This is a genomic window from Chitinophaga sp. RAB17, from assembly GCF_052114225.1.
Classification (GTDB): domain Bacteria; phylum Bacteroidota; class Bacteroidia; order Chitinophagales; family Chitinophagaceae; genus Chitinophaga.
In genome coordinates this window covers 263,978-288,168 of the sequence record NZ_JBFREI010000005.1, presented here as the reverse complement: position 1 = coordinate 288,168, position 24,191 = coordinate 263,978, and the positions used below count along the sequence as shown (strand labels likewise).

Here is a 24,191-nt window from a genome sequence, read left to right as displayed (position 1 = left end):
AATAGTGCTTTTGCCGGTGCCTGGCAGCGCTTTCGCGCTGCTGGCTCCGGGGAGAGAAGTACAAAGAAACAATGGAGCATTAATTATTTATCGTGATCATACGAGTTGAATTTCTAAGGTTTCTCCTTCCTGTAAACGTATAGGTTGGGAGAAGATAACGCTGATGTCTTTGCCGGATGATTGTAGTGAGGCTTTAAGCTTCTTTCCGGCAAGCGTGGCGGTGAGGCTAGTACCCACGGCAGCGAGACTCAGCGTCTTAAGCTGTAATGACCCATAACGCAGTGTAATACTACAACGGGTACCGTCTTTATCTGCTTGTTGTTGAAAGGTGCCCCATCCTTCAGCAGCAGTGAAAGGTGCTTTGAACTGCGTTCTTCCCCAGGCGGGAGCAAATCGCAGATAACCTTTTGGACCATGATATTCGAAACCACATGCAGTGATAAATGTGCCGTAACTGGCCATAGCACGTGCATAGTGGTCACTGCATTCTATTTCATTAAACGGATTACGTTTACTGGCATGGTAGCGGTCGTGAATGGCACGGGTGAGTACCAGCGCTTCATCTGTCATTTCTTCTGCCATCATATGACTGGCCACCTGGTGTTCGAACCCTGACATGCACTCATGGAAATATCCCAACTGCCAGGAGGCATTCTCTCCATATGGCTTTGGTTCGTTGTGTGGGTTGGTATTCATGATCATACCTCCTTCTCCTTCCAAGGCATAAGGACGACCGCCAAGATGCGTTTTGATATACGGTCCTACATCTGTAGCAAAGTTATATTTCCATAAGGAGCGCAGTGCTGTGCGTGTTTGCTCCTTGTCCCATAGTCTGCCGAGTCCTGCCTGGAATGCCCAGCTTTGTCCATATACCTGGTCAATATGGCAAGTGTTGTACGAGCCCAGTTTTGTGCGACCCTGTATCTGATCGGGACGGTGAATAAAATATTCGCCATTGAAAAGATGTTTTGACATACTGCCGCATCCCTTTGCTACATATTCCTTACAGCGTGTGGCGAAGTCGTTATCTTTCATTTCCCTGGCCATATATTCTCCGGCACGTGCGGCAGCGATACAAAGGCCAACGATCCAGGCAATCTCTCCTTCCCATACCGCATCGAGTGTATTTTCCATCGGGGTATCAGTCATGCCATCACCATTTTTATCCTGTGCCAGCATAAAGCTGACGGCTTTTTTTATTTGCACCCAGTTTTGGCGAAGAAACTGATCGTTCGCGCTCATCTGGTGTTCGCGGTAGATCCGGAGGATAGTGCCGGCCTGCCCGTCAATGGCGGGGCGGGATTCATATTCGGCGCGGAAAATGATGCCGCCATCTTCCTGCATGGCGATACCGAGATCGGTGTGCTGTCGCGTATCGCTTTCCAGTGAAGGGAATATACGGCCCATAGCCTGTGCATATTGCCACACATGTGTGCAGGTACCTTCACAGGCATTCACACCTTCCCATCCCCAGAAACGGCCGTTTGCAAAACGGTAGGTATTGGCGGTAGCGAGTGTGCCGATATTCAGGAACGTACGCTCCAGGAACCAATAGGGAAGGGAAGCGTCATAGTAGGTTTCATGCCAGCTCAGGGTATGTCCCCAGAGTGTTTTAAATTGGGGCGCAATGTAATCAGCTACCGCCGCAGCATCGGTGAAGCGGCTGGCATAGTGGTAGCCGGCGGCAGCTTCTTTTACTCTTCCTACTCTCTTTAGCGGATGGTTAAAATGCCAGGTCAATACAAATTGCGCCTGCAATGTTTCGCCTGCAGCCAGTTGTTGTTGAGGACTTGCCAGGGAAGCGACCAGTTTTTCTTCTGCCTTCGCTGTTGCCTTTTCGTTATGTGTAGTAAAGAATCCCTCCTGTACCGGCCAGGGGCTTGCGTTGGTATTGGCGACGGCACCGTTGCCAAGGTATAATATACAAGTGCTGCCATGGTCCGGGTGGTCAACTTTTTCATCAACAGGTTGGAAGGAGGAAAGAATCTTCGTATAACCTACACCGTTATATGCGGTATTCAACTTTTCGCCTACACCTTTTTTTGCGGTGATTTTCCTGGCGCCGTTTTCCAACCAACCGGCAACGGCGGCAACAACTGGTTGTCCGGAAATATTTTTTATACTGATATCGAATACCGTGGCAGGCATACCGCTGTTATCCGCATCCAGTGGAATGAAAATGCCGCCTGCCCGCAGCGTTACTTCCACTGGAAAGCTGTGGTGTTGGTAACGTACAGTGGCTACCGGATAGGTGGCCTCAAAGCTTACTTCTTCCCAATCATCTTCCTTCAGCTGAAGTACCTGCGTTTTACCCCCGGTTTCCACGAGTATGGCAAAGCCCTGGTCCAGCACCCGGTGATTGGCTGCCAGTGCAGGCTCTACATAGCTGGCGCCATCTCTGTTGTGAATTTGTCTTTCAGAAACACCATCATTCCAGAGAACTGTTTTCGGATCAATGCCTTCCCGTTCATCGTTGAAGATGCTCCAGAGCCATAAGCGGCCGTCGCCGCCGAGGTACACCGTACCGGTATGCAATCCGCCTGCGGGCATGCCGATATAGCGCAGCTCATTCTTCGCCTTGGTATATAACGTAGGCTGGCCGCGCTCATAAAGGGTCCGGACCCAGGAGGGATCGAGTTGCTTGTCTGCCGGAATATTGTGTTGTGGCAGCAGTACACCGGAATACGTTTTCTTGTCCCCGGCCAGCCCGGATAACCGCAGACTGAATATGCCCGCGGCCACCAGACCTGTTTGGCGAATAAATTGCCTCCTTTCCATAATGTATAAATATTAGCGGAATCCATGTTGGCTTCCGTCATTCGTAATTAATCTTTAGGTAGCCAGTAATTAAATCCTTTGCTCTTTACCTGGGCCCAGCTAAGCGGAGAGAATTGTCCGCCACGTACTACGTCCAGTGTGAAATCAGCGCTTTCAAAGGTTAGTACATCTGTATAGTCCTGGCCGATTACATTTTTATAATGGACCGTCAGCGTTTTGAGCCGGGGATCATAAAAATTATCATCACTTGCCTGTTGCACTGTTGAATACGCAAATGTTTGTGAAGGGAAGTTGGTATTACCAGAGAGGACAGGTTCCACCCTGTAAATTCCGAAATCCTTGTCAACAAGACTAAGCACATTATACATCCAGCCGGCACCGTGCAAGCCGAATACCTCAAAGCTCCAGGCACTTGTGCCCCAGATGATGTATTTATCTTTCAGCAGGGGATCATCCGTGATGCTCATTGGCGTAATGAATTTATATTTCCTGGTTCTTCCATCCGGATTGTTCTCCGCTACATTACCGGCCAGCTGTACAGAGAAGTATCTACCCATAGGGATTTTGGGAATTGGAAATCCTGACCAGTTAACGGTTTTGTCTTGTGTAACCAGGAGACCTGCAATCATGAACTGTGTATATTGTCTGCTCAGTGGTATCTTGTCGGCGCGCACTATCTTCAGCGGAAAAGCAAAGTCTTCATAGTCTTTCATTTTCGCTCTTTCAATAGGTACATCAAAAATCAGGGAAGCAGAAGAAGTTCCTTTTTTGATGTCGACTACAAAGCCTTTTTCTTTTTCGTTATAAAGAACATTGGACGTGTAGGCGGAAGGATCCGGAATTTTCTTGGTTGTATTTTTCAGGATATTATAGTCTTCCAATATTTCCTGGTCAAAATCAACCACAATCTGGTAGTCCTGGGAGGCAGGCAATGATCCGCCAATGCCCACTTTAAATTTTACCTGTGCAATAAAAGTTTTTGTATCAATGATGGTATCTGAATCATACTGGGCATTTTTATATTTTAAGGTATCTACGAAGGTATGTGCCGGCAGATCGGATATTTCCCTTTCTGTAGCGGAGGTGGATGCAGCAGAAATGATGTAGGCTTCCTGCCGGTAGAACTCTTTGTTTTCGTAGTCTGGTTTACCACAGCTGCCCAATGCTGTAATAGCAAGCGTGATGAAAAATATACTATAAGTGCGTTTCATGATATCTGATTTTAAATGACCTACCATCCCGGATTTTGTGAAAGTGTACCCCAATAGTTTGCCACCTCCTGAAAAGGAATGGGTAAAAAATAGTTTTTGGGTCTGAAGACATATCCATCGATTACTGCCCTGTCGTAGAAGCTGCCATCCGCGGCCATAAAATTGCATCCGTAAACAAGTCCGCTCATACCCAAACTATTGCCCCAGGAGTCTCGGGTAGTTTTGCCTGCATCTTTCCAACGGCGTGAATCAAAATACCGTTTCGCTTCAAATGCAAGTTCTACATACCTTTCGCGCTTAATCCGCTCCCGCATTACTTCGCGGCTGGCAGGAGCATATCCCGGCAATCCGGCGCGGAACCTCACCAGGTTCAGGTATTTTATTACATCTGCATCTCCGGGAGTGAATTCGTTCAGTGCTTCTGCGTAGGAAAGATAGATTTCAGCCAGACGTACTACATGATAAGGTTTGTCATAGCTGCCACCGGCTTTCTGGTCATCGTCCGATACCCATTTTACGATAGGATAACCGGATCTGGTAGAAGGCCTGTCTGATTGCAGAAAGCCATCCAGTGCATTGGCTTTGTAATCGGCGTAGTATAAGGTGCCATTATTCTGTTGGTATCCGCGTCCGATAAATCCGATGGTAGCATAAAACCGTGCTTCCCGGTTGAGGCATCGGTTAGGGACTTTTGCATTTGTGTTTGACAGATTAAATCCTGTAATGATGGGGGTATTGGCATCTTTGCCAGACCCGGTGATATACAAGTTATCACCGCTGTCAGCTATGCCGATGTCGTTATACAGTTTCCTGTTTTCCTCATCAATAGTAGCACCGTTGTTCATGAAGAAGGCATCTACCAGTTTCTGTGTAGCGGATACCCTGGCTGTGTACTGTGCACCTTCACCATTGTTATAATTCCTGGGGAATCCAAGAATAGAAAGATTGAAAGTCTGGTCGGGTAAGTTAACCATCCAGATAGCTTCTTTATTCCAGTATGATTTGCCGCCGCTAAACAGTCCTTTAAAGGAGCGATAGGGATCAATACCTGCAGGTCCATTAGGCCATGCTACATTGTTTCCGGGGAAGTTGCCAAGAGGAACGGTAATATTACCGCTGTTGGCAGGAACGGTGTACAGCTCGAATTTTCCCAGATCAATAATTGCTTTGGCGGCATCAGCTGCTTTCTTCCATTTCAGTGGATCAGTAGTAGCAGAGAAGTATGCTTTCCCTTTTGGATCCTTGAAGTTGCTGTAATCCGGGTTACCATTGACGAGCGGACTGGCATCCCATAACAATACCCTGGCTTTGATGGCCATGGCTGCTTCACGGGAAGGGCGGCCCATTTCAGAAATCAGCACATCTTCTTTCACCGGCAACAGTTTAATACAGGAGTCCAGTTCTGACACAATGAAGTTGACACATTCATCTTCGGTATTTCTGTTAGTGGGCAACTGTTCTGTGTTGGAGTAATCCACTGTTTTGCTGACAATGGGAAAAGGGCCATACAACTCCAGCATTTGCGAGTAGTAAAATGCCCGGAGGAACCTGGCATCGGCAGCATATCCTTCCACTTCGCCTGTTACCAGCAGTTTGTCGCTTGCTTTGTGGTAATTCTCCAGGAAAAGATTACAGGTTCGGATCGCTCTGTAATAGCTTCCCCAGAAGCCATAAATAGGATTGTCGGAACTGAATTTGCCCTGGGCGAAAATGAGATTGGAGTAATTATCCAGTCCCGCGTGGCCTTCATCGTAGTTGGTGTTAAACGGCCACGAATTAATCATATCGGTATAGTTGGGGATATTGCCATAACAGGCAGCCCATGCTTTACGGATATCTATTCGCTGCGTCCAGATATTGTTGAGATTATTCACTTCGTGCAGATATTCATCTGCTTCCAGGTAATGACAGCTGAAAGATGGAAGAAGAAATAACAGGACTACAAGTAATTTTGATATACTATTTTTCATGAACGTCTTTTTAAAGGTCAAATCCAATTTCCAATCCCAGTGATATGGTTCTTTTTAAGGGATAGGCATACGATGAATATTGCTCGGGATTCCAGTCCTTAAATTTGGAGAAGGTGATCACATTGTCGCATCTTCCATAGTAGTAAATACTTCTGAACGGTGATTTTTTCGATCTGGGTGTCCAGTTGTAACCTAATTCTGCATCTGCGATTCTGAGGTAAGATGCTTCCCTTAACCAGAAGGTGGAAGTTTGGGCGTTGTTCTGGTTGTCGGTACCGAAACCCAGTCGTGGATAGGTGGCATCAAAATTTTCAGTAGCGGGGTTGCCGGAATAAGAAGCCGGTGTCCAGTGGTTTTTGACAGCTGCCATGTAAACGGCGCCATTTTCATTCCCTCCGGAGTTATACGGATTGAATGGAATTCTTCCTCCGCTGATGCTTCTGTACATGTTTAACTTGCCAATGACGCGGGTGGCAAACGTCCATTTTTTGTATCGCAGGTCAATGGCCAGTGAGTAGCTCCATTTCGGATATATATTCCCGGTCCAGATTCTGTCGTTAGGTGTGATCACACCATCACCATCGATATCTTTGTATTTGATGTCGCCGGGCATCACCTTGTTCCAGGTTTGCACCGGACTGTTATCAATATCTTTCTGGTCTTTAAACAGTCCTAAAGCGATATAATTCAGGTCGCGTCCCCAGTCGAGACCTATACCGCTCTGGTAGGCTACTTTAGGATCCAGTTGTCCGTTTTCCAGGATGGTATTTGTATTGTAGCTGATGATTCCTTTGATATAATTAATCTTGAAATTATTCCATGATTTGGTGTAGGTAAGATCGAAGTCTATACCTCTTGATTTTGTTCTGCCCAGGTTGGCCTTGGGGGCTGCGGGGAGGCCGAGTGTTGCAGGCAACCTGTTAAGATCGATGAGCTGGTCATTGTTCACATATTGGTAGGCATCGATCACCAGCTTTACTTCTCTGAAAAAACCTATCTCTGCACCTAAATTCAGTTTTTGGTTACGTTCCCAGGTGAGGTTCAATTGTTCCAGCCTTGATTCTCCCACACCAGGGATGTAAGTGCCGCTGCCAGCCGCCTGTCCGAATCCGAAAGTGTAACCACGAACAGGACCCGTGGTAGCCATGTAACCGAAGCGGGTGGCGGCGCCGGGAGCGCCTACTGTACCATATGATACCCTGAACTTGAGGAAATCCACCACTTCTGAAATGCTACCCCAGAATTTTTCCGATGAAGGTACCCAGCCAAATCCGATGGAAGGAAAAGTAGACCATCGCTTATCCGGTGTAAACATCTGTGATCCGGAGGCACCGAAGTTGACATCTGTGAAATATTTGTTGGCCCAGCCTAATGTTAATCTTCCTGCAACAGATTGCTCACGTGCAGGCAGTGCATTGATCAGCAATGTAGCGCCGCTTCCGTCAGGAGCATCCGTGAGAAATTCGCGTTGTTTGTATAATAATAATCCCGTTACAGACAGGTCTTTAAAAAATGTTTGAACATAATTCAGGCTACCCTGCAGTTCTATCACCCGGTTGCCGGTGGGAGATATGTAATTGAAGCGCATTTTATCATCGAGATCCGGCGTTTTGTTGATGGTGACGAGGTTACCTTTTTCGTCTCTGCCGGAACCCATGTAGCTGTTCGCAAAATCAGGCGCGTTACGCTGATAGTCTTTGATATATTGATGAGCATAGAAATTGCTTTTTGTAAAAGAAGCAATGCCGTTGAGAAATAGTCCTTTGGTAATCCAGTCCAGTTTCTGTGTCAGGTTTAAGTTGGTAGACATGTAGTTGGCGTACCGCTTAATGAAACCGGTTTTGTTCAGCAATGAATATGGATTAACAATCCCGATCGGTTCTTCCGGTGCAGTACCATTGGAATATTCTGCGGGGAATAATGTGGGGTTAATCATATTCATGATGTCGAGCAACCTGTCTACACCCTGGCCGGGTTCCGTGGTGGTGTTGTACCGGCCATCGAATCCAATCCCGAGCGTTGTGGTGGAAGTAAGATCCGCTTTCAGATTAGAACGGAAGTTGAACTGGTTGTAGTTGGCATTAGATGCACTTGTACTGTTGAACATGCCTTTCTCGTTGTAAAAGCCACCAGACATATAATACGTTACGGCATTGCCACCACCGCTGATGTTAAAGTTGGCTTTGGTGGAAGGGTTGTTCTGCTTCACCATGGTTTTATACCAGTCTACATTCGGATAGAAATCCATATCACTGTCAGAAAATTTTGCAATGTCTGCATCCGTGTAATAGGGGCGTTTGCCCCGTACTACAAGTGCTTCGTTCTTCATCCGGGCATAGGTAGGTGCATCTATCCATTGTGGCTTGTATGATGCGTTGTTGATAGAGTGCGAAGCGGAAACACGGATAGTTGGCCGTGAGGCGATTTTACCGGTTTTAGTAGTGATGACAATGATACCGTTGGATCCTTCCAGTCCATACACTGCTGTAGCGGATGCATCTTTCAATATCGAAAAGGTGGCAATGTCGTTTGGATCTACGTCATCAATATTTCTCCTAAGGCCATCAATCAATACCAGTGGCGCCGTATTACCAGTAACGGAGTTGATGCCCCTGATGATGAATGAGGCGCCGTCTTGCCCCGGCTGGCCGGACTGTTGTACAAATGTGACACCTGCTACTCTGCCCGCGAGTTGGGTGGTAAGAGAACGGGTAGGTCCTTTTAATTCGCTGGGATTGACAGTCGTAATCGCACCAACTACGCTGACTTTCTTTTGTACGCCCATGGCTGTTACCACGACTTCGTCTTTGGTAAGACTTTCGGATTCCATTAAGATGGGGAATTTGCGCAGACTACCATTCGGGATTGTTTTGATATCAATCTCCTGGGATTTATATCCCACAGATGATACTACCAGTGTGGAATACCGGGGTATATTACTGAGGATAAAATACCCATTCTTATCGGAAACCGTTCCTACCAGCGGATTTGCTTTCAGGTAAATACTGACGCTGTATAATGGTTGTTGCTGAAGATTGCCAATGGTACCTGAAATTGTAATGTTTGCTCCTGTGGTATCCCTTGCAGCCAGGAGTGCAGAACGTGGTGTGTGGAGCGTTACCAGTTTATTTGAATTGACGCGGAAGGAGATATCTGTTTCTTTTAGAATGGCAGCTAACACGGTGGAGATGTCGGTTGCTTTACCGTCATAGTTTGCAGCGAGCCGGTCAAACATCGGATCTTCCGTATAAAGAAATCTGTATGGTGTGGTTTTTTCAATGTATTCAAGTACTTCCCTGATCGGTTTTTTACCCGCAGGAATGCTCACCTGTTGTGAATAAGCCCCAAGGCATGGACTCAGGCATAGTATGATGGTAAGATACAGCAGTAGCTTGCAGCATTTTTTCACGTTCATGTAAATTTTGGTTTATAAAATGAAGATTCCAGGCAAAAGCAGGTACCAGCGGACGTTATGACGTCCACAATATCTCTTTTATGAAAAGTAGTTGCAGTTTAAATGTTAGTCTTTGCGCTGTGTGATTACCTACACAGCAGTGATCTATTGGCTGATATAAATTTTATTACCCGAACTTGTATAATGAAATGGAATAGCTTGTTGTAATGCAGGAACAATCTCCTGAATCGATTCATCTGAGAATGTTCCGTTGATGCGTATATTCTGGAATACGGTATCACTAAAATAAATGGACACGTTAAATTTTCTTTGCAGCTCATTGGCAACATCCTGGAATCTGGCGGAGCGGAACACCAGTTTGTTCTTCAGCCAGGCCATTTCATCAAAGCTGCTGTCGATGCGATTGAAGGTCATGTGTTGTAAGGATACGGTTTCACTGTGTATTTCTTTTGCCGTAGCGGGTGCGGTGTACCCGTTTTGTTTTTGATTGATGATTACTTTTTCCCGTGGCCGGAGAAGGATCACTCTTTCCGGATCTTTTTCCGTGGTCAGCTGAATGGTGCCGGTAAATAGCGAAGCTTCCACTATGGAATCTTCTGCATAGGCTTTTACGTTAAAGGTTGTTCCCAGTACCTTGACTTCAACTGCTGCAGTAGCAACAATCATCGGCATAGACGGGTTTTTGCTGACGTCAAAATATGCTTCCCCTTCCAGGTTGATGAGCCTGTTTTTTACACCAAAATCTTTGTCGTAGCTAAGCCGGCTGCCTGAGTTTAAGATAACAACAGAACCATCCGGTAAATGAACCGTAGTTTTAGCGCCACGTTCTGTATTGATTTTGTTACGGAAGGTGCTGCCGGTATCGTGACTTAGTACCAGGTAGAGGAAGGTGACGGCTGCCAGGTTTAGCGTAGCGGCTACGTACATCTTCGAATAGCGCCTGATATGCTTTTGTATGCTCAGGGTCCGGGGGGCCGCAGCTGCATCGTCAGACAAGGATTCATTGAGGGCACTTCGCAGGCGCATCTCGCTTCGCTCAACCATAGAAGGATCTTCTCCCGTAATGATTTCCAGGTTGAAAACAGCGTTCAGGACCTCGCTTTGCTGGAATTCCTGCTGATGTTTCTTTAGCAGTTCCTCCAGTTCTTTCATCTCCTGATCAGAGATTTCGTGATTAGATTTTTTAGCGAGTAATTCCCAAATTCTGTCCATGTAAATGGCGGTCGTTTATTAGAAGGAGTGGTAAAACTGCCATTTACCCTTAAAGGGAATAAAAAAAATTATGTGGTGGAGAAAGTAAAGGCCTTACTTAGTTTCTTTAAGGCAATGCCCATCTGGGTTTCCACCGTTTTAGGGGAGATATTTAATATCTCAGCTACATCGCGGTACTTGAATGACTGCTCTTTGACCAGCATAAAAATGAGCTTGCATTTGGGAGGGAGCTGGTTGATGGCGGCATTAATCCTGTTAAGCATTTCCGAAGAAATAAGTAGTTCTTCCGGGGATCGGGCTACTTCCAGCCGGAAATCTTCGATATTTTCCAGTGGCTCGGTGAGGTTTAGTTGCTGTTTTAGAAAGGTGAAGGCTTTATTCCGGGCAATGACATATAAATACACTTCCGGATTGATGACTTCAGACAATTTTTCCCGGCGTTGCCATAATTGTACAAATACGTCGCTGGCCAATTCCTCAGCGGATTCGCGTTGTTTTACCAATGAGTGAATCAGTTTGAATATCCTGCCAAAGTACAGGTTGTGCAGTTTCACGAGAACAATCTCCCCACCGGTGTTTTGTAATTGCTGGAATAAAAGTCTGGCTTCGGATCCTCCTTTCATAACGTTTTGGTCACTGCTTTACAGGCAAAAGGTTGAATAAAAAATAAAGCATATGGAATAGTAAGAAATAACGTGAGCATCTTCCCAAAAGCGCTTAGCCGGACTATTTCATCAGAATTAAATTAAGGCCATAGCCATTGATTTACCAAGATTTGAGCAAAATCCGGGAAGCAAAAGTCAAAATAATACCAGCATAGAATACTTGTTTCCGGATGATGAGATACATTTTTAGTTGTCGTATTGCAGTTGTATTAACATTAAGTTAATACAGCCGGATTACCTTTGCCGCTTCAATCAGTTTTACTGCAGTACCTATGTTTCTACCTGATGCACTGTTATCTTTAACGGACGAAGAATTACTACACTTAATGCGGTCGGGTAGTGAAAGTGCATTTGCCGTCCTCTATGAACGATATTGGGAACCTTTGTATGAAGGTGCTGGTAAGCGTTTGGGGAATGTAGCAGAAGTGCAGGATATCGTGCAGGACATTATGGAAAGCATCTGGATAAAAAAGCAGCGGCTGTCTACTAAAAATGGTTCGCTGGAACCTTATCTCTTTACCCTGCTTAAATACAGGATCATTGATGTGCTGGCCTTTACCCGGAAGCAGGAGATCTGTTACCATGCACTGGGTCAGTTCCTTACTTTGCAGGAACATCATGTGTTGGAAGGATTAATTTCAAAAGAACTACAAGCCGCTATCGACCGTGAAATTGCTTCCATGCCGGTGAATATGCAAAAAGTGATTCAGTTAAGTCGTCAGCAGGATCATTCTGTTGCTGAAATAGCCCGGCATTTGTCGTTGTCGGAGCAAACCGTACGTAATCTGTTGTCACAGGCGATCCGCCGGCTTAAAAGTTGCGTCACCCACTTTTACAATGATGCTTCCCCTGATACGCATTCCATCTTTATGGCAGCAGCGATCGCAGTGTTGGGGTTATAAAAAGTGTTTACAATTTGGTAACACGAATCAGAAGTATAAACCTTCCTTTTTGCCAGTAATAGTACAAGAGGTGTACTATTATGAATTTCTTTCAGCAAATTTTCAGACGTTATCAGCAACATCAGTCGGGTGAACAGGAACAGGAGCTGGTGAACCGTTGGTATGATGCCACCGGCAATACCCGCCGTCCCTTTTGGATGAACCAAAAACATGTCCGGAAAACTAAAGCCGACACCTGGAAAAAAATGGTGACGGGTTTAGGATTGGAGCAATCCCCGGAATGGAATGTACCTGCACCCGGTGTAAATCCTTTGTGGCTTGTAATCCGGTACAGTGCAGCGGCAATCGTGGTGGGGCTGAGCCTTTGGGCCACACTGCAATGGTTGGTGCCCTTGCGAAACGACAGACAATTGTCTGTGGAGATGGATACTTATTCCACGGGGCGGGGCGTACGCAAGTACCTGCAACTTCCGGATGGCACAGAAGTATGGTTGAATAATGGCTCTGTTCTGAGCATTAGAAAGATGGGCAAGAGAGACCACCTGCGTGAAGTATGGCTGGCGGAAGGAGAAGCCTATTTTAAAGTCGCAAAAGATCCTTCGACCCCTTTTATTATCCATGTTGATTCCCTGCAGACCAGGGTACTTGGTACTGCATTCAATATCCGCGCTTATCGGGAACTGCAACAGGTACAAATAGCTGTAACAGAAGGGAAAGTGCAGGTAGGACTTTCCGGCAATATACTGGATACGCTTACCCGTAACATGCAGTTGGACTATCACTCTGTCAATGGTAGTTTTTCCACTACTGAAAAAAATGTATCCGCCCAAAATGGCTGGTGGGATAACCGTTTTGTGCTTGATAATGCAGCCTTCGATGAACTGGTTCTGCGCATGAGATTACAGTATAATATCATTATCAGCAGCAACAACAAACGAATACAGCAAGCCGCTTTTACTGCCAATTTTCCGCAGAATGCCTCGAAGGAGCGTGTACTGGAAACTTTATGCACCTTATACAATACACACTATACGATTAAAGAAGATACCGTTATCATTCATTAAAAAAGCTGTCCCGTTAGAGCGGGACAGCAAAACAGCCATTGGGAGATGGCTATTATTCCATTTAAACAATTGTAAAAGTATGCAAAAAAAAGACAGGCACCGTCATGGCGAACGAAGGGCGGGATGCATCTCAACAAAACTATTGCTGGTAAGTATGTTACTGTTGCTCACCTGCCTGCAAAGCTATGCCCAGGGAGTATTGGATAAGAAAAGCACTATCAGTTTTCCTGCATCCTCATTAACACAAAGATTAAAGGAAATACAACATCAAACCGGTATTACCATTGCTTTTGATGAAAATGAAACAGGTGAAATGAAAGTGCCGGCGGCGAATTTTTCTAACGCCACTTTGAAAGAGGTGTTGCAAAAAACATTAACAGGCGTGCCTTTTAGCTGGAAGCTGACCGGAGAATCAGTGGTTATTATTGCGCAACCTCAGGCCCCCCTCCCTAAAAAAGCACCAGGAAAAGTAAGCGGGAGAATCATTGATGCAGAAAACGGACAGCCCATCGAAGGTGTCACTATTCGTATTGGTGATCAAGGTACTTTTACAGACATCAATGGTGCGTTCCTGGTTGTTCTTCCAAAAGGAACTTATACCGCTAACATCAGTTATATGGGCTATGGTGCAAAAGAAGTGAGTGGAATTGATGTAAATGATCATCAGACCTTTGAACTTAATGCCACCATGAAAAGACAGAAGGGACAGCTATCTGCAGTAGTAGTAAAGGCTTCTGCAAAAAAAGAAAGTATAGCTTCTCTTTTCACCCGCCAGAAAAATGCGGCCTCGCTTTCAGATGGTATCAGTGCAGAGCAGATAGCCGCCACTCCCGATAAACATATTGGAGAAACGTTAAAACGCATCACGGGTGTGAGCACTACAGACAACAGAAAGGTGGTGGTACGTGGCATTGCAGAAAGATACAATGTGGCTTTACTGGATGGAAGTACTTTGCCCAGCACAGATGTGCAGGAACGTGATTTTGAATTTAACCTGATTCCCAGTAACCTGGTAGATAATATAGTAGTGGCTAAATCCATTACACCGGATATGCTATACGGATTTGCCGGTGGCCTGGTACAAATCACCACCAAGTCTATTCCTGTATCCAACTTCATCTCTGTAAGTGGTGGACTATCGTTCAATTCCCGCACCACCGGAAAAGATTTTTACGGTTACCAACGTGGCAAATACGATTACCTGGGGTATAATGACGGCAGCAGAAATCACTTTCCGGATGGATTGTTCGATCTGAGTGATAAATATGATCCACGTGTACCGGAATCTCAAAATCAAATAAAACCCCCGCAGATAGGTGAACAAAACAAACGTATTGGTGGCACTGAAAGACTAGGTACCCGCACCTATAAAGCAATGCCTTCACAAAATTACCAGTTCAGCCTGGGCAGAGCTTATTCATTGAGCAAGACCAAAGAACGCAACCTGGGTTTCGTAGGTTCCCTTAGTTACCGGAACACGCAAACCAATGATTACATTGCTGATATGAGAAGAGGTAGCTGGAGCCGCCGACCGACCATCGTTGGGGATGTATCGGACGTTAATACCGGCAATATGTCTGGTTTTAATACTACGATAGGTACTTTGCTGAATGGAGGATTTAAAACAGGAAAGCATCAGATCAGCACCTACAATTTATACACACATATATTCGATGACAGGTTTAGCCGCATAAAAGGCTGGAGCTACGAAGAGCCTAAAAATGAAGATAGCAATAAGTTCCCCTTCATACAGGAAGATGACAGGCCCAAGTTCAGCGATCTGTTACAAAACAAACTAAGTGGCAGCCACCAGGCAGGCCGCGTAAAAATAACATGGAATATTTCCCGTACCCATTTAAAAACGTTAGAACAGGACGCTGTTTCCGCTGCATTGGGGGGAAGAGAACTTGCTAATAAAACCCCGTTGTTTCAATACGCACCAGGTCAGGCTTCCGATCCGGGATGGGGAACACTGCACCGGGATCAATATAGTTACAGAGAACGAAACCTGGCAGGCGACATTAGTGCAGCGATAGATGTAAAGTTTGGAAAAACTACACATACAATTAAAACAGGCTTCAATTACCTGGATAAACACGCCTGGTACAACTGGACAGTATTGCCTATAGTCACTAAATACGGACTTGATAATCCGTATTCCACCATCCCAATACAGCAATGGGGAGATTATATGAGCATGGAACATCCTGCAAAAGATTTGTTTTATTTCCCCGGAGATTATTCACTGAACTCCTTTGAAGGAAAAAGTATCAACAAAGGTGCATTTGTGATGTTCGACAGTAAACTGTTACCTAACCTGCGGATAGTATGGGGTGTACGGGCAGATTATTTCAAGTTGGATACTATGAAAAATGGTGCCAGCAGGGCGGAAGACAGGAACTTTAAATTGTACCTGGATGACTCTGTAAGAACCTACTTCCTCCCTTCAGTTAATATTACCTACACTCCGGTTAAGAACCTGAATGTGCGGGCTTCTTATGCAGAGAGTGTGGTACGACCCGGCTTAATGGAAAACTCAAGGTTTTCCCGTTATAATCCTTCTTATGGCACTATTTTGAGAAGCAGGGGCGTGATAAGCACCGTTATTAAAAACTATGATGTCAAAGTGGAATGGTTTCCCGGATCAGGAGAAATAATATCTGCCGGATATTTTTACAAATACTTCGATAAGCCAGCAGAATATTACACATATGACCAGGCGAATACCGGGAAGCCTGATATTCTTATTACTAACTCTGACTGGGCAAAAGTAAGAGGGTGGGAATTTGAACTGAGGAAGAATCTAGGGTTTATTTATGCAGGTTCAGATTTTCTTGAAAATATTTACCTGAGTGGCAACCTTACTTTGCAAAAATCGCAGGTAAGAGCCAGGAACAAAGAGATATTTTCAGATGCTAACGGAAAGGATTCTGTTGTCTACTCTTATCTTAAGTATCCCCGCGCCTTATACGGACAGGTGCCCGTACTGTATAATGCAGGTATACAATATACCGGCAAACGCCTTGGCCTAAATCTGGTATATAATTACATGGGATATAAAACTTTTGTTACCGGCAGTGATCCTGATTTTATAGAGTATGAAAGACCCCGGGGGCAGATGGATGCCCAGGTAAGTTACAAATTACTGAAAGGTAGAATGGAAGCTAAGCTCAATATGAGTAATCTGATGGATGCTCCCCACCGCTTCTTTATCAATGATAATTCAACCTTTGAATACAAACCAAACAGACCTCCTGTGTTTGCAGAATGGAACGATGCATATCAGTATAAGGAAGGCTTCTCTGAAAAGTTTGAGGAAGGGTATGTAGATGAAAAAACAAATAAACAGATTGGAGATCGCAAAACTTTGACGCGGTATGTAGGCCGCACTTTCAGCTTCTCCCTTTCATACAATTTTTAGGTCTCTAAAACAAAAGAATTATGAAAAAAAGATTGAACATATTTTACCTGATAATACCATTATTTCTATTCACTGCCTGTGCAAAGGAAGGTGAGCTAGTCGTAAAACCTGTACTGGAATTCAAACCACTTAGCATGGATGGATTTATATTGGGAGATGCCCTTGAACAGTATTTTGATGGCGTAAAAGTGCGTGAGTTATATGGGAGTGTGAGTTTGAGCAATGAGGTAAGTAAAATTGCCTTCGAGAAAAATGAGGTTACCATGGAGCTAAGAAGGAAAAGTAATGGTGAAACCGTCTATCAACAAAAATTCAACATCAGCAATGACACCAGTAAGGTCGCCAGATTCTATTTTGATGGCACAAAAATGAATAACACTTATACTTATCCCGCTCCTTCGGGAAGTACATACCTGGCCAATTTTTATTTCGACTTTCCTAAGGATGCCGCTGCAGTAGACGTTGTGATCGAGCTCGTGGAATATTATTTTGACGAGAGCCTTGCCAACCCGTTAGTATTGGTGGATACCACTTTCATCCCGCTGGCAACCAATGTTAAGCAGGGGAAGTGGTCTGATTATGTAGAAATAAAGCAAATCCCGGAATTACCCAGGCATCATCCGGCATCCGAATTTCAGCCTTTTGTACGCATCAGAAAGGCCGGTAGTACTGCTTATTATTTACCTGCGAGAGGGGAGGATAACGAAATTACGATGGAATTACCTAATGCCTGGACAACAGAAGGGAAGGTACAGAGCATATTTGTGGGCTGGATGACGAGAGGGGCGGCTATACAGTTGGGACCGCAGCAGAACCTGGTAGATATTTTCAGTCATTAAGGTAGAAATTACAGGAAAGCCTTTAAATCACTGTATTTAAAGGCTTTTTTGTAATTTTCAATTATGTTATACGAACAACGGATGAAAGTGGAACTGGAGATCTGGCAGCATAAAATGCAGCGGCAGCCATCTTTGGTGGACAGACTGTCTACCTCAGTACAGTCACGTATGAACCGCATTATTCCGCAGAAGGTGCATCATGCTATTACCGTTGCTATCAAACAAATGGTACGTGGTGTACTGTTCGGCGCTACCTACACGGTACCTAACCAGCCTGTTTTTGCTTCGTTGTATGATATGGAAGAAGCAGTACTTCGCCGGGTGGATTTTTACCGCAAAACGGCAGCTGCTGAAGGAGGCATTACCGGCGCCGGTGGAATCTTACTGGGACTGGCGGACTTTCCTATACTGCTTGGCATGAAACTAAAACTGCTTTTTGATATCGCTACTTTTTATGGTTTTGATGTAAAAGATTATAAAGAGCGGCTGTACATCCTCTATATTTTCCAGTTAGCCTTCAGCAGCCAGGAGCATCGCCGTAATGTGTATGAAAATGTGGCGGACTGGAAAGAAAAAAGCAGCCAGCTGCCGGAGGATATTCATCGTTTTGACTGGCAGCGTTTCCAGATGGAGTACCGCGACCATATAGACCTTGCCAAGCTGGGTCAGTTACTCCCCTTTGTGGGTGCAGCTGTAGGCGTGGTGGTGAATTACCGGCTCATCACGAAGCTCGGCATTACCGCCATGAACGCCTACAGGATGCGGATTTTAGATTGACGATACTATTCAGCCCGCAATCTATCTATTGGATTTGCACTGGCAGCCTGGAATACCCTCGTTCCAATGATAGCACTGCAGCAAAGCAACACAATCAGGAATGTACCGATGTAGGGCCATGGACCCGCAGCAGGATGATATTGATAAATAACCTGGAAAATAAATTTGTTGGTAAACAAATAACCCAAAGCAGCACCCACCACAAAAGCAATCAGGAGTATGCGTATGAACTCCCGGTTCACCAGCCCGATGATTTGCAGGATCGATGCACCAAGCACTTTACGAATACCAATTTCTTTGCTTCGCTTATCAATGTTCAAAGAGATTTGTGCAAACAAACCTGACGCTGATAAAAGTAAGGTAACAATAGCCAGGAAAAATGCAATTGACTTGAAGGCTTGTGTCATACGGATTTCTTTTTCAATTAAATCCGATTGCAAATAGCCCCGGTATGGTATGTTGGGTACTAACTGGTGCCAGGTAGACTGTAAGTATTTGGTTACCTGCGGTAGTTTACCTTTATCTGCGCGAACAACCATAAACTTATATTCATCAGGTTTAGCCATGCGTAGCACGCAAGGTGGTACAAGACTGTGTAAGCCATATTCTTTGTAGTCGTTCACCACTCCAACAATCGTGTATTGGGTACTATCCAGGGTCACACGCTGGCCGAGTGGCTGCGTGAGCTGTAACCGTTGCAGAAAGGTTTCATTGACCAGGATAGACTCCTCCGCATCAGCGCCGGTATTGTAAAAATGCCGTCCCTGCATGATATGGAGCCCCATACTATGGAGGTAGGCTTCGCCTCCAATCCGTGCCACCTGTGTTTGTATTTCATTCTTTTCAGTTTTGGCAGTTTGGGTGTAGGTGCCATCACCAATTTGTTGAACACATCCAGCCACGCTTTTAATTTCCGGATTCTGTTGAACGGCCTGGCTTAAAACGCGGTACTCCTGAGAGTTATTGATTTCTACTACAGCGATCTCATTGATAGCATAACCAAAGTCAACTTTCTGCTGAAAGGAAGCATTCTGGGACATTACAATGCCTACCACCAGTGCGAAACAGGATAAGCTAAATTGTGAAATCAGCAGGAAACGTGTAAAACGGCTGGAAGCACCGAGGGCCGTTTTACCTTTAAGAATCTGTAGTGGCTGAAAGGAACTCACATATACTGCCGGGTATAAACCAGAGAAGATAGCACTGACAGCAGGAATGAATAACAGGAAAAGCCAGAACCCGTAATCCCTGCCATAGTCTGGTGAAAGATCAACGTTCGTAAGCTGATTGACAGCCGGTAAGAGTAAGTGGACAAACAGCAATGCTAATACAGCAGCCAGCAGACATAGCACGATGTTCTCGGTCAGAAATTGCCAGATTAACTGGCGTTTGAAACCTCCCATTACTTTTCGGATACCGATTTCCTTTAACCTATTACTGGCAAATGCGATGGAAATATTGGTAAAATTAAAGCAGGTGATCAGTAAAATAAACAATGACATGATGGCCGGCACTATCACAAGTACACCACGTGGATTGGCTGTCAGCTGGCTGCCATACACGTATCCCGGCATATCAATATCCGAGCTCGCCGCCAATGTAGAAAAAGGCTGGAGGGTAAAATTTTCTATCGGCCAATCGGTGTGGTTGCGATTATGCAACGCTATATAGGGATTCAGGTTCGTTGTTACAAAGCGGGCCGCATTCTTATTTTTTAATTCAACAAATGTGGTAACCAGGTTTGGGTTCGCCCAATCTTCAGGAGCTAACTTCCCATGAACAAATCCATTTTCAAATGAGGTGATGATATCGAATTGAATACTTGAATTAGCCGGGATTTGCTGCGTTACTGCAGTAACCGTATATACCTCAGGGTTACCTGCTGATCCGATGATCGTCAGCGATTGACCTATGGGCATTTGTTTGGGAAAGTATTTGTCCGCAAAAGCCGTGCTGATGATGACTTGCTTCGATTGATCAAACCCGGATAAGTTCCCGTATTTCAGCGGGAAAGAAAAAAAATCAAATAACGTCTTGTCGGCATAATGGATATGCTCATCAAAAGTATGCTCTTTAATTTTTACCACCACGGACGCACTACTGAGGCGGGCAATCCGGTCAGCCCCGGCATGTTCTTTCTGCATTGCCTGCGCTAATGGTAACGGTACAACTGCCCATGGCTGTTTACTTCCATCCACCACACGCGTACTGTTCAACCGGTAGATATGTTCCGCATGAGCGTGATTCCGGTCGAAATTCTCCCTGTAGTTATAGTTGAGATAAGCAAGTATACAACAGGCAATGGCAAAGCCCAGGCCTACAATGTTGAGGACTACATAAATCTTGTTGCGCCAGAGAACACGGAAAGCGATCTTCAAGTAGTTCGGAAACATAAGGTTAATTTAAAAAATACTTTTAAACTGTTAAGTGATGGCGCTATACGAGCTGTTTTAAAGTCAGCGCAGGCATTTAATTAGTCCGTGACAACTACCATACCACTTGTTCGGATATCGCTTTGTGCCCTGTGGTGGCTATGTTTGCATCCATTTTACGACCATCTTTACAAGTTTGCTGTGCGGATACGGACACGTGTGTTCGGTTTTAAGTGACAGAGGAGGCGATTAAAAGGTTGGGCAGGCCTGATTATTTTTATACCTTACCATCGACCGGTATTTGTTGAATGATTTTGTCATATTGAATATATTTCCAATGATAAACTACCTGAAGCTTCCACTCCTCATTTATACTTTTGCGCTGCTCCTGTGCCGGCAGGTATGTTTTTCTGCTGCCGGTACAGATCCATCTATCATCAATAACCCTAAAAGTAAAACAATTACCATTGCGGTTCCGGATAAAACATTGGTGATAGTAATAGATTACGCCACTGGCTGTGCCATCAAACAGTTAAATATAAAAGGGAAAAATGTTTTATCACCTGCGGGTGTCTTTACGGGTATACGGACAAAAGGCGGTGTTTTTTCGGCTGATAAAAGCCTGGGTAAAGTTACAGTTGCAGCACACGGTGATGAGGTAATCGTGAGCGGTATCAGTTATGGCAATGAGGAGATAACAGTGGAAGAGAAGTGGTATTTCAAAGTGGCTGGGCAGACAATATTATGGCGTATTGAGAGGGAGTATAGCCAGGATGCGGAATTGGAAGACATGGCTTTTCCCGGATGGCATTTTGCCGATCTCTCCGTATGGAAAGGCGGCATTTTGGATAATGGCGGTATGGTATGGTGCAAATACCTGAAACAAGCAGGTGATACCTATGGGGTGCATACAGGAGGGGTGACCTTCTGGAATGCGGTGTCGGGAGATGCGCTGCGCATCAGCATCCGGTCGGATAGCAACAAAACCGTGGCGTCAAAGTATACGCACGATAACAATAAAGCATTTGTAAGTACCCAGTTGGTTACTGACAGGCCACTGAAGCAACGGTACCAGTTGAGCCGTTTTGTGTCGGGGAAAGAAGATGTATTTGCCCCTTTTAAGGTTCGAAAGGGACGCACAACAGTGACCTGCAAGCTGCAGTATGCAGACTATTTTAAAACATATTCACGGGGTACGTTACCGGGCATAGATGTAGACGCCGTGCGTGAGTTGCTGAATACTACCGGTCGTTACGGAGTGGTAGATAATAATATTATCGGGGGCAACGGCTGGCTGACTAACTGGAAATGCCTGCACGAACCCTTTTTTGCGCAGATAGGGATGGCCCTGAACGATGAGGGCTATACGAAAAACTTTTCCGCAACGCTGGATCAGGAACGTGACCAGGCGATGTTAGCGGATGGGCGTGTGTTGTCCCGCTGGCATAATGCGGCCGGTGACGAGATTCCCGGAACGTACAATCCGGAGACAGGATACTATGAGGCGATGTGGGGATATACGATTGACTCACAAACAGGGTATGTTATCAATACGAGTGAGCAGTTTGATCTGAACGGAGATCTCACCTGGCTGCGATCTCATCAGGCTTCCTGCGAAAAGGCACTCAACTGGCTGATAAAGCGCGATGAAAATCACAATGGTATTTTTGAGATGTTGAATAACAATATCTCAGAAAAGAAATGCAGCGATTGGCTGGATATTGTTTGGGCAGGTTATGAAAATGCATTTGTGAATGCCCAGTTGTACGAGGCACTGACGCTTTGGGCCAACTGCGAAAAAGTACTGGGTAATCCGCAACAGGCGGCATATTATTCCGCAACAGCGCTGCGACTTAAAACCTCCTTCAATAAGCCATTGGAAGCGGGTGGATTCTGGTCGCAGGAGAAAAATCAATACGTTTACTGGCGTGATAAAGATGGCTCAGTTCATGGAGATAACCTGGTTACCCCCGTGAATTTTGCGGCCATCGCATTCGGACTATGTGATGATCCGCAAAGAATCGCCCGCATCCTGGATCAGATAGAACAACGGACTACAGCGGAACATTTGTTTCACTGGCCTTTGTGTTTTGATTCCTTTAAACAGGGAGAAGTTTCCGGAGGAAACTGGCCATTTCCCAAATATGAAAATGGTGATATTTTTCCCACCTGGGGATATCTGGGTATCAGGGCCTACGCAAATTATGACAAAGCCATCGCGCTTAAATTTATAGATAATATCCTGCAGCAATATAAGAAGGATGGACTATCTTCTCAAAGGTATAGCAGAACCACGCAGGAGGGATTGGGTGATGACATTTTAGCAGGTATTTGTACCAGTATCACCGCATTGTACAGGGATATCTACGGAGTCCGCCCGAAATGGAACAGGATGGGCATTGAGCCCAACATGATGCCTGCACTGAATGGTACCTCTTTTTCCTATACGCTTCGTGATACGGTATATCAGCTGAAACTAAGCGTGGACGATTATTCTATGAGTACCATGGGGTTTTCAGTTAAAAGCAAAAATGCATTCGGCGCCAATAAAACGGGGAATATATTTACCTATTATCCCAATAATGAAGACAGTGTTACACTCGTGCTACACGCGGGATCAGGCCGTCCGGTTAGCATAACCATGGAGAAATGGGAGACGGGTGAATTATCGTGGACGATTAATTCAAAGGATAGCTATGAGTGTACAGTGAAAGGGCTACGTGCGGGAGCCGTTTACCAGGTGGGTATAAACAATATTTTTCGTACAGTGAAAGCAACAGGTAATGGAAGTCTTGCTATGAAGCAGCTGTGTAAATCGGCTACCAGGTTCATTGTTAGGGAACATATCTGATCTGTCGTTATGAAAAATAAATAAGCCTTCCTGTCTTGCAACGGGAAGGCTTATTTATGTTCGATATTATTCTCTGTCTCACAATGAATATACTATCTGTTGCAATCTGCTGTCCAGGCTTTGTTATCTCTTGTAAAACCTATCACAAGTTTGTCCTTATTGATAGTGATTAAACCGGTACCGGAAGATCCCACACTGACTAATGTATTATCATCTTTCTTTTCAAACTCTACACCAGTAAGGTCTGGAATGGCATCGGAGAATCTAAAATCATATCGGGTACCTACTTTTGTAACGAAAACACTGCCACTTGCCTGGCTGATGTTTTTGTTGGCGTCAATATATCCCACTTTTCCTTTGAAGGTACCAGCAAAGATATCTACATCTGCAGGGTCGGTGCTTTTACTACAAGCGGCAAACAGCACAACTGAAAATAATAATACGCCAATAATTTTAAGCATCGATTTCATAAATTACTTTTTTGGTTATTCAATATAGATCTGACAGTGAAAATGCAATTAGCATACCAGAAGGCCATATAGGCTATATCAGGGATGTGTTGTTATATAATATAGTATACAGATTCATACCTGCGGTATTTTGGCAGGTTTTTGTGTGGAGTTATACCCATAATGGGTAAGTATGTAGCTGCCGGGAAGCAATACAGGCGGATTTAGCGTACATTTAGTGCATAAAATAGCAGTGGTCGCTGTT

At 44.9% G+C, this 24,191-nt stretch carries 14 protein-coding genes; 6 read left to right on the top strand and 8 right to left on the bottom strand.

Features of this window, described 5'->3' with window-relative positions; all coding sequences use genetic code 11:
* Positions 1-96: 96 nt before the first annotated feature.
* The 6 genes from AB4Z08_RS18970 to AB4Z08_RS18945 all read right to left on the bottom strand — a co-directional run bounded on the left by AB4Z08_RS18970 (position 97) and on the right by AB4Z08_RS18945 (position 11,209).
* Positions 97-2,778 (bottom strand): GH116 family glycosyl-hydrolase, encoded by a 2,682-nt coding sequence (locus AB4Z08_RS18970; RefSeq protein ID WP_441575340.1) that lies wholly within the window; start codon positions 2,776-2,778, stop codon positions 97-99.
* Between the two features lie 47 nt (positions 2,779-2,825).
* Positions 2,826-3,989 (bottom strand): DUF1735 domain-containing protein, encoded by a 1,164-nt coding sequence (locus AB4Z08_RS18965; protein ID WP_441575339.1) that lies wholly within the window; start codon positions 3,987-3,989, stop codon positions 2,826-2,828.
* Positions 3,990-4,009: 20 nt separating this feature from the next.
* The gene (locus tag AB4Z08_RS18960; protein ID WP_441575338.1) at positions 4,010-5,959 is read right to left on the bottom strand and encodes a RagB/SusD family nutrient uptake outer membrane protein; all 1,950 of its coding nucleotides are present in this window, start codon (positions 5,957-5,959) and stop codon (positions 4,010-4,012) included.
* Positions 5,960-5,969: 10 nt separating this feature from the next.
* Complete coding sequence (locus AB4Z08_RS18955) at positions 5,970-9,374, bottom strand: SusC/RagA family TonB-linked outer membrane protein (RefSeq protein WP_441575337.1); 3,405 nt, start codon at positions 9,372-9,374, stop codon at positions 5,970-5,972.
* Between the two features lie 144 nt (positions 9,375-9,518).
* Positions 9,519-10,586, bottom strand: a complete 1,068-nt coding sequence (locus AB4Z08_RS18950) for a FecR family protein (protein ID WP_441575336.1) — start codon at positions 10,584-10,586, stop codon at positions 9,519-9,521.
* Between the two features lie 68 nt (positions 10,587-10,654).
* The gene (locus AB4Z08_RS18945; protein ID WP_441575335.1) at positions 10,655-11,209 is read right to left on the bottom strand and encodes an RNA polymerase sigma factor; all 555 of its coding nucleotides are present in this window, start codon (positions 11,207-11,209) and stop codon (positions 10,655-10,657) included.
* 314 nt (positions 11,210-11,523) lie between these two features.
* Between AB4Z08_RS18945 and AB4Z08_RS18940 the strand changes: the two genes are divergently transcribed.
* The 5 genes from AB4Z08_RS18940 (at position 11,524) to AB4Z08_RS18920 (ending at position 18,254) form a co-directional block, all read left to right on the top strand.
* A complete protein-coding gene (locus AB4Z08_RS18940) occupies positions 11,524-12,153 on the top strand; it encodes an RNA polymerase sigma factor (protein WP_441575334.1) in 630 nt (209 codons plus the stop codon).
* 80 nt (positions 12,154-12,233) lie between these two features.
* Positions 12,234-13,217: a FecR family protein gene (locus AB4Z08_RS18935; protein WP_441575333.1), complete on the top strand. Its 984-nt coding sequence runs from the start codon at positions 12,234-12,236 to the stop codon at positions 13,215-13,217.
* Between the two features lie 79 nt (positions 13,218-13,296).
* On the top strand, positions 13,297-16,638 hold the full coding sequence (locus AB4Z08_RS18930; protein ID WP_441575332.1) for a TonB-dependent receptor domain-containing protein: 3,342 nt from the start codon (positions 13,297-13,299) through the stop codon (positions 16,636-16,638).
* Between the two features lie 20 nt (positions 16,639-16,658).
* Positions 16,659-17,477, top strand: a complete 819-nt coding sequence (locus AB4Z08_RS18925) for a hypothetical protein (protein WP_441575331.1) — start codon at positions 16,659-16,661, stop codon at positions 17,475-17,477.
* Between the two features lie 63 nt (positions 17,478-17,540).
* Entirely contained in the window at positions 17,541-18,254 is a 714-nt protein-coding gene (locus tag AB4Z08_RS18920; protein WP_441575330.1) for an EcsC family protein, read from the top strand.
* A 5-nt stretch (positions 18,255-18,259) separates the two neighbouring features.
* Here the strand turns inward: AB4Z08_RS18920 and AB4Z08_RS18915 are convergent, their stop codons facing one another.
* Positions 18,260-20,647: an FtsX-like permease family protein gene (locus tag AB4Z08_RS18915; RefSeq protein WP_441575329.1), complete on the bottom strand. Its 2,388-nt coding sequence runs from the start codon at positions 20,645-20,647 to the stop codon at positions 18,260-18,262.
* A gap of 316 nt (positions 20,648-20,963) precedes the next feature.
* Here AB4Z08_RS18915 and AB4Z08_RS18910 point away from each other — a divergent pair, with 316 nt between their 5' ends.
* Positions 20,964-23,477, top strand: coding sequence for an alpha-L-rhamnosidase-related protein (locus AB4Z08_RS18910; protein ID WP_441575328.1), 2,514 nt, complete (start codon positions 20,964-20,966; stop codon positions 23,475-23,477).
* 92 nt (positions 23,478-23,569) lie between these two features.
* Here the strand turns inward: AB4Z08_RS18910 and AB4Z08_RS18905 are convergent, their stop codons facing one another.
* Positions 23,570-23,947, bottom strand: a complete 378-nt coding sequence (locus AB4Z08_RS18905) for a hypothetical protein (RefSeq protein WP_441575327.1) — start codon at positions 23,945-23,947, stop codon at positions 23,570-23,572.
* Positions 23,948-24,191 lie beyond the last annotated feature (244 nt).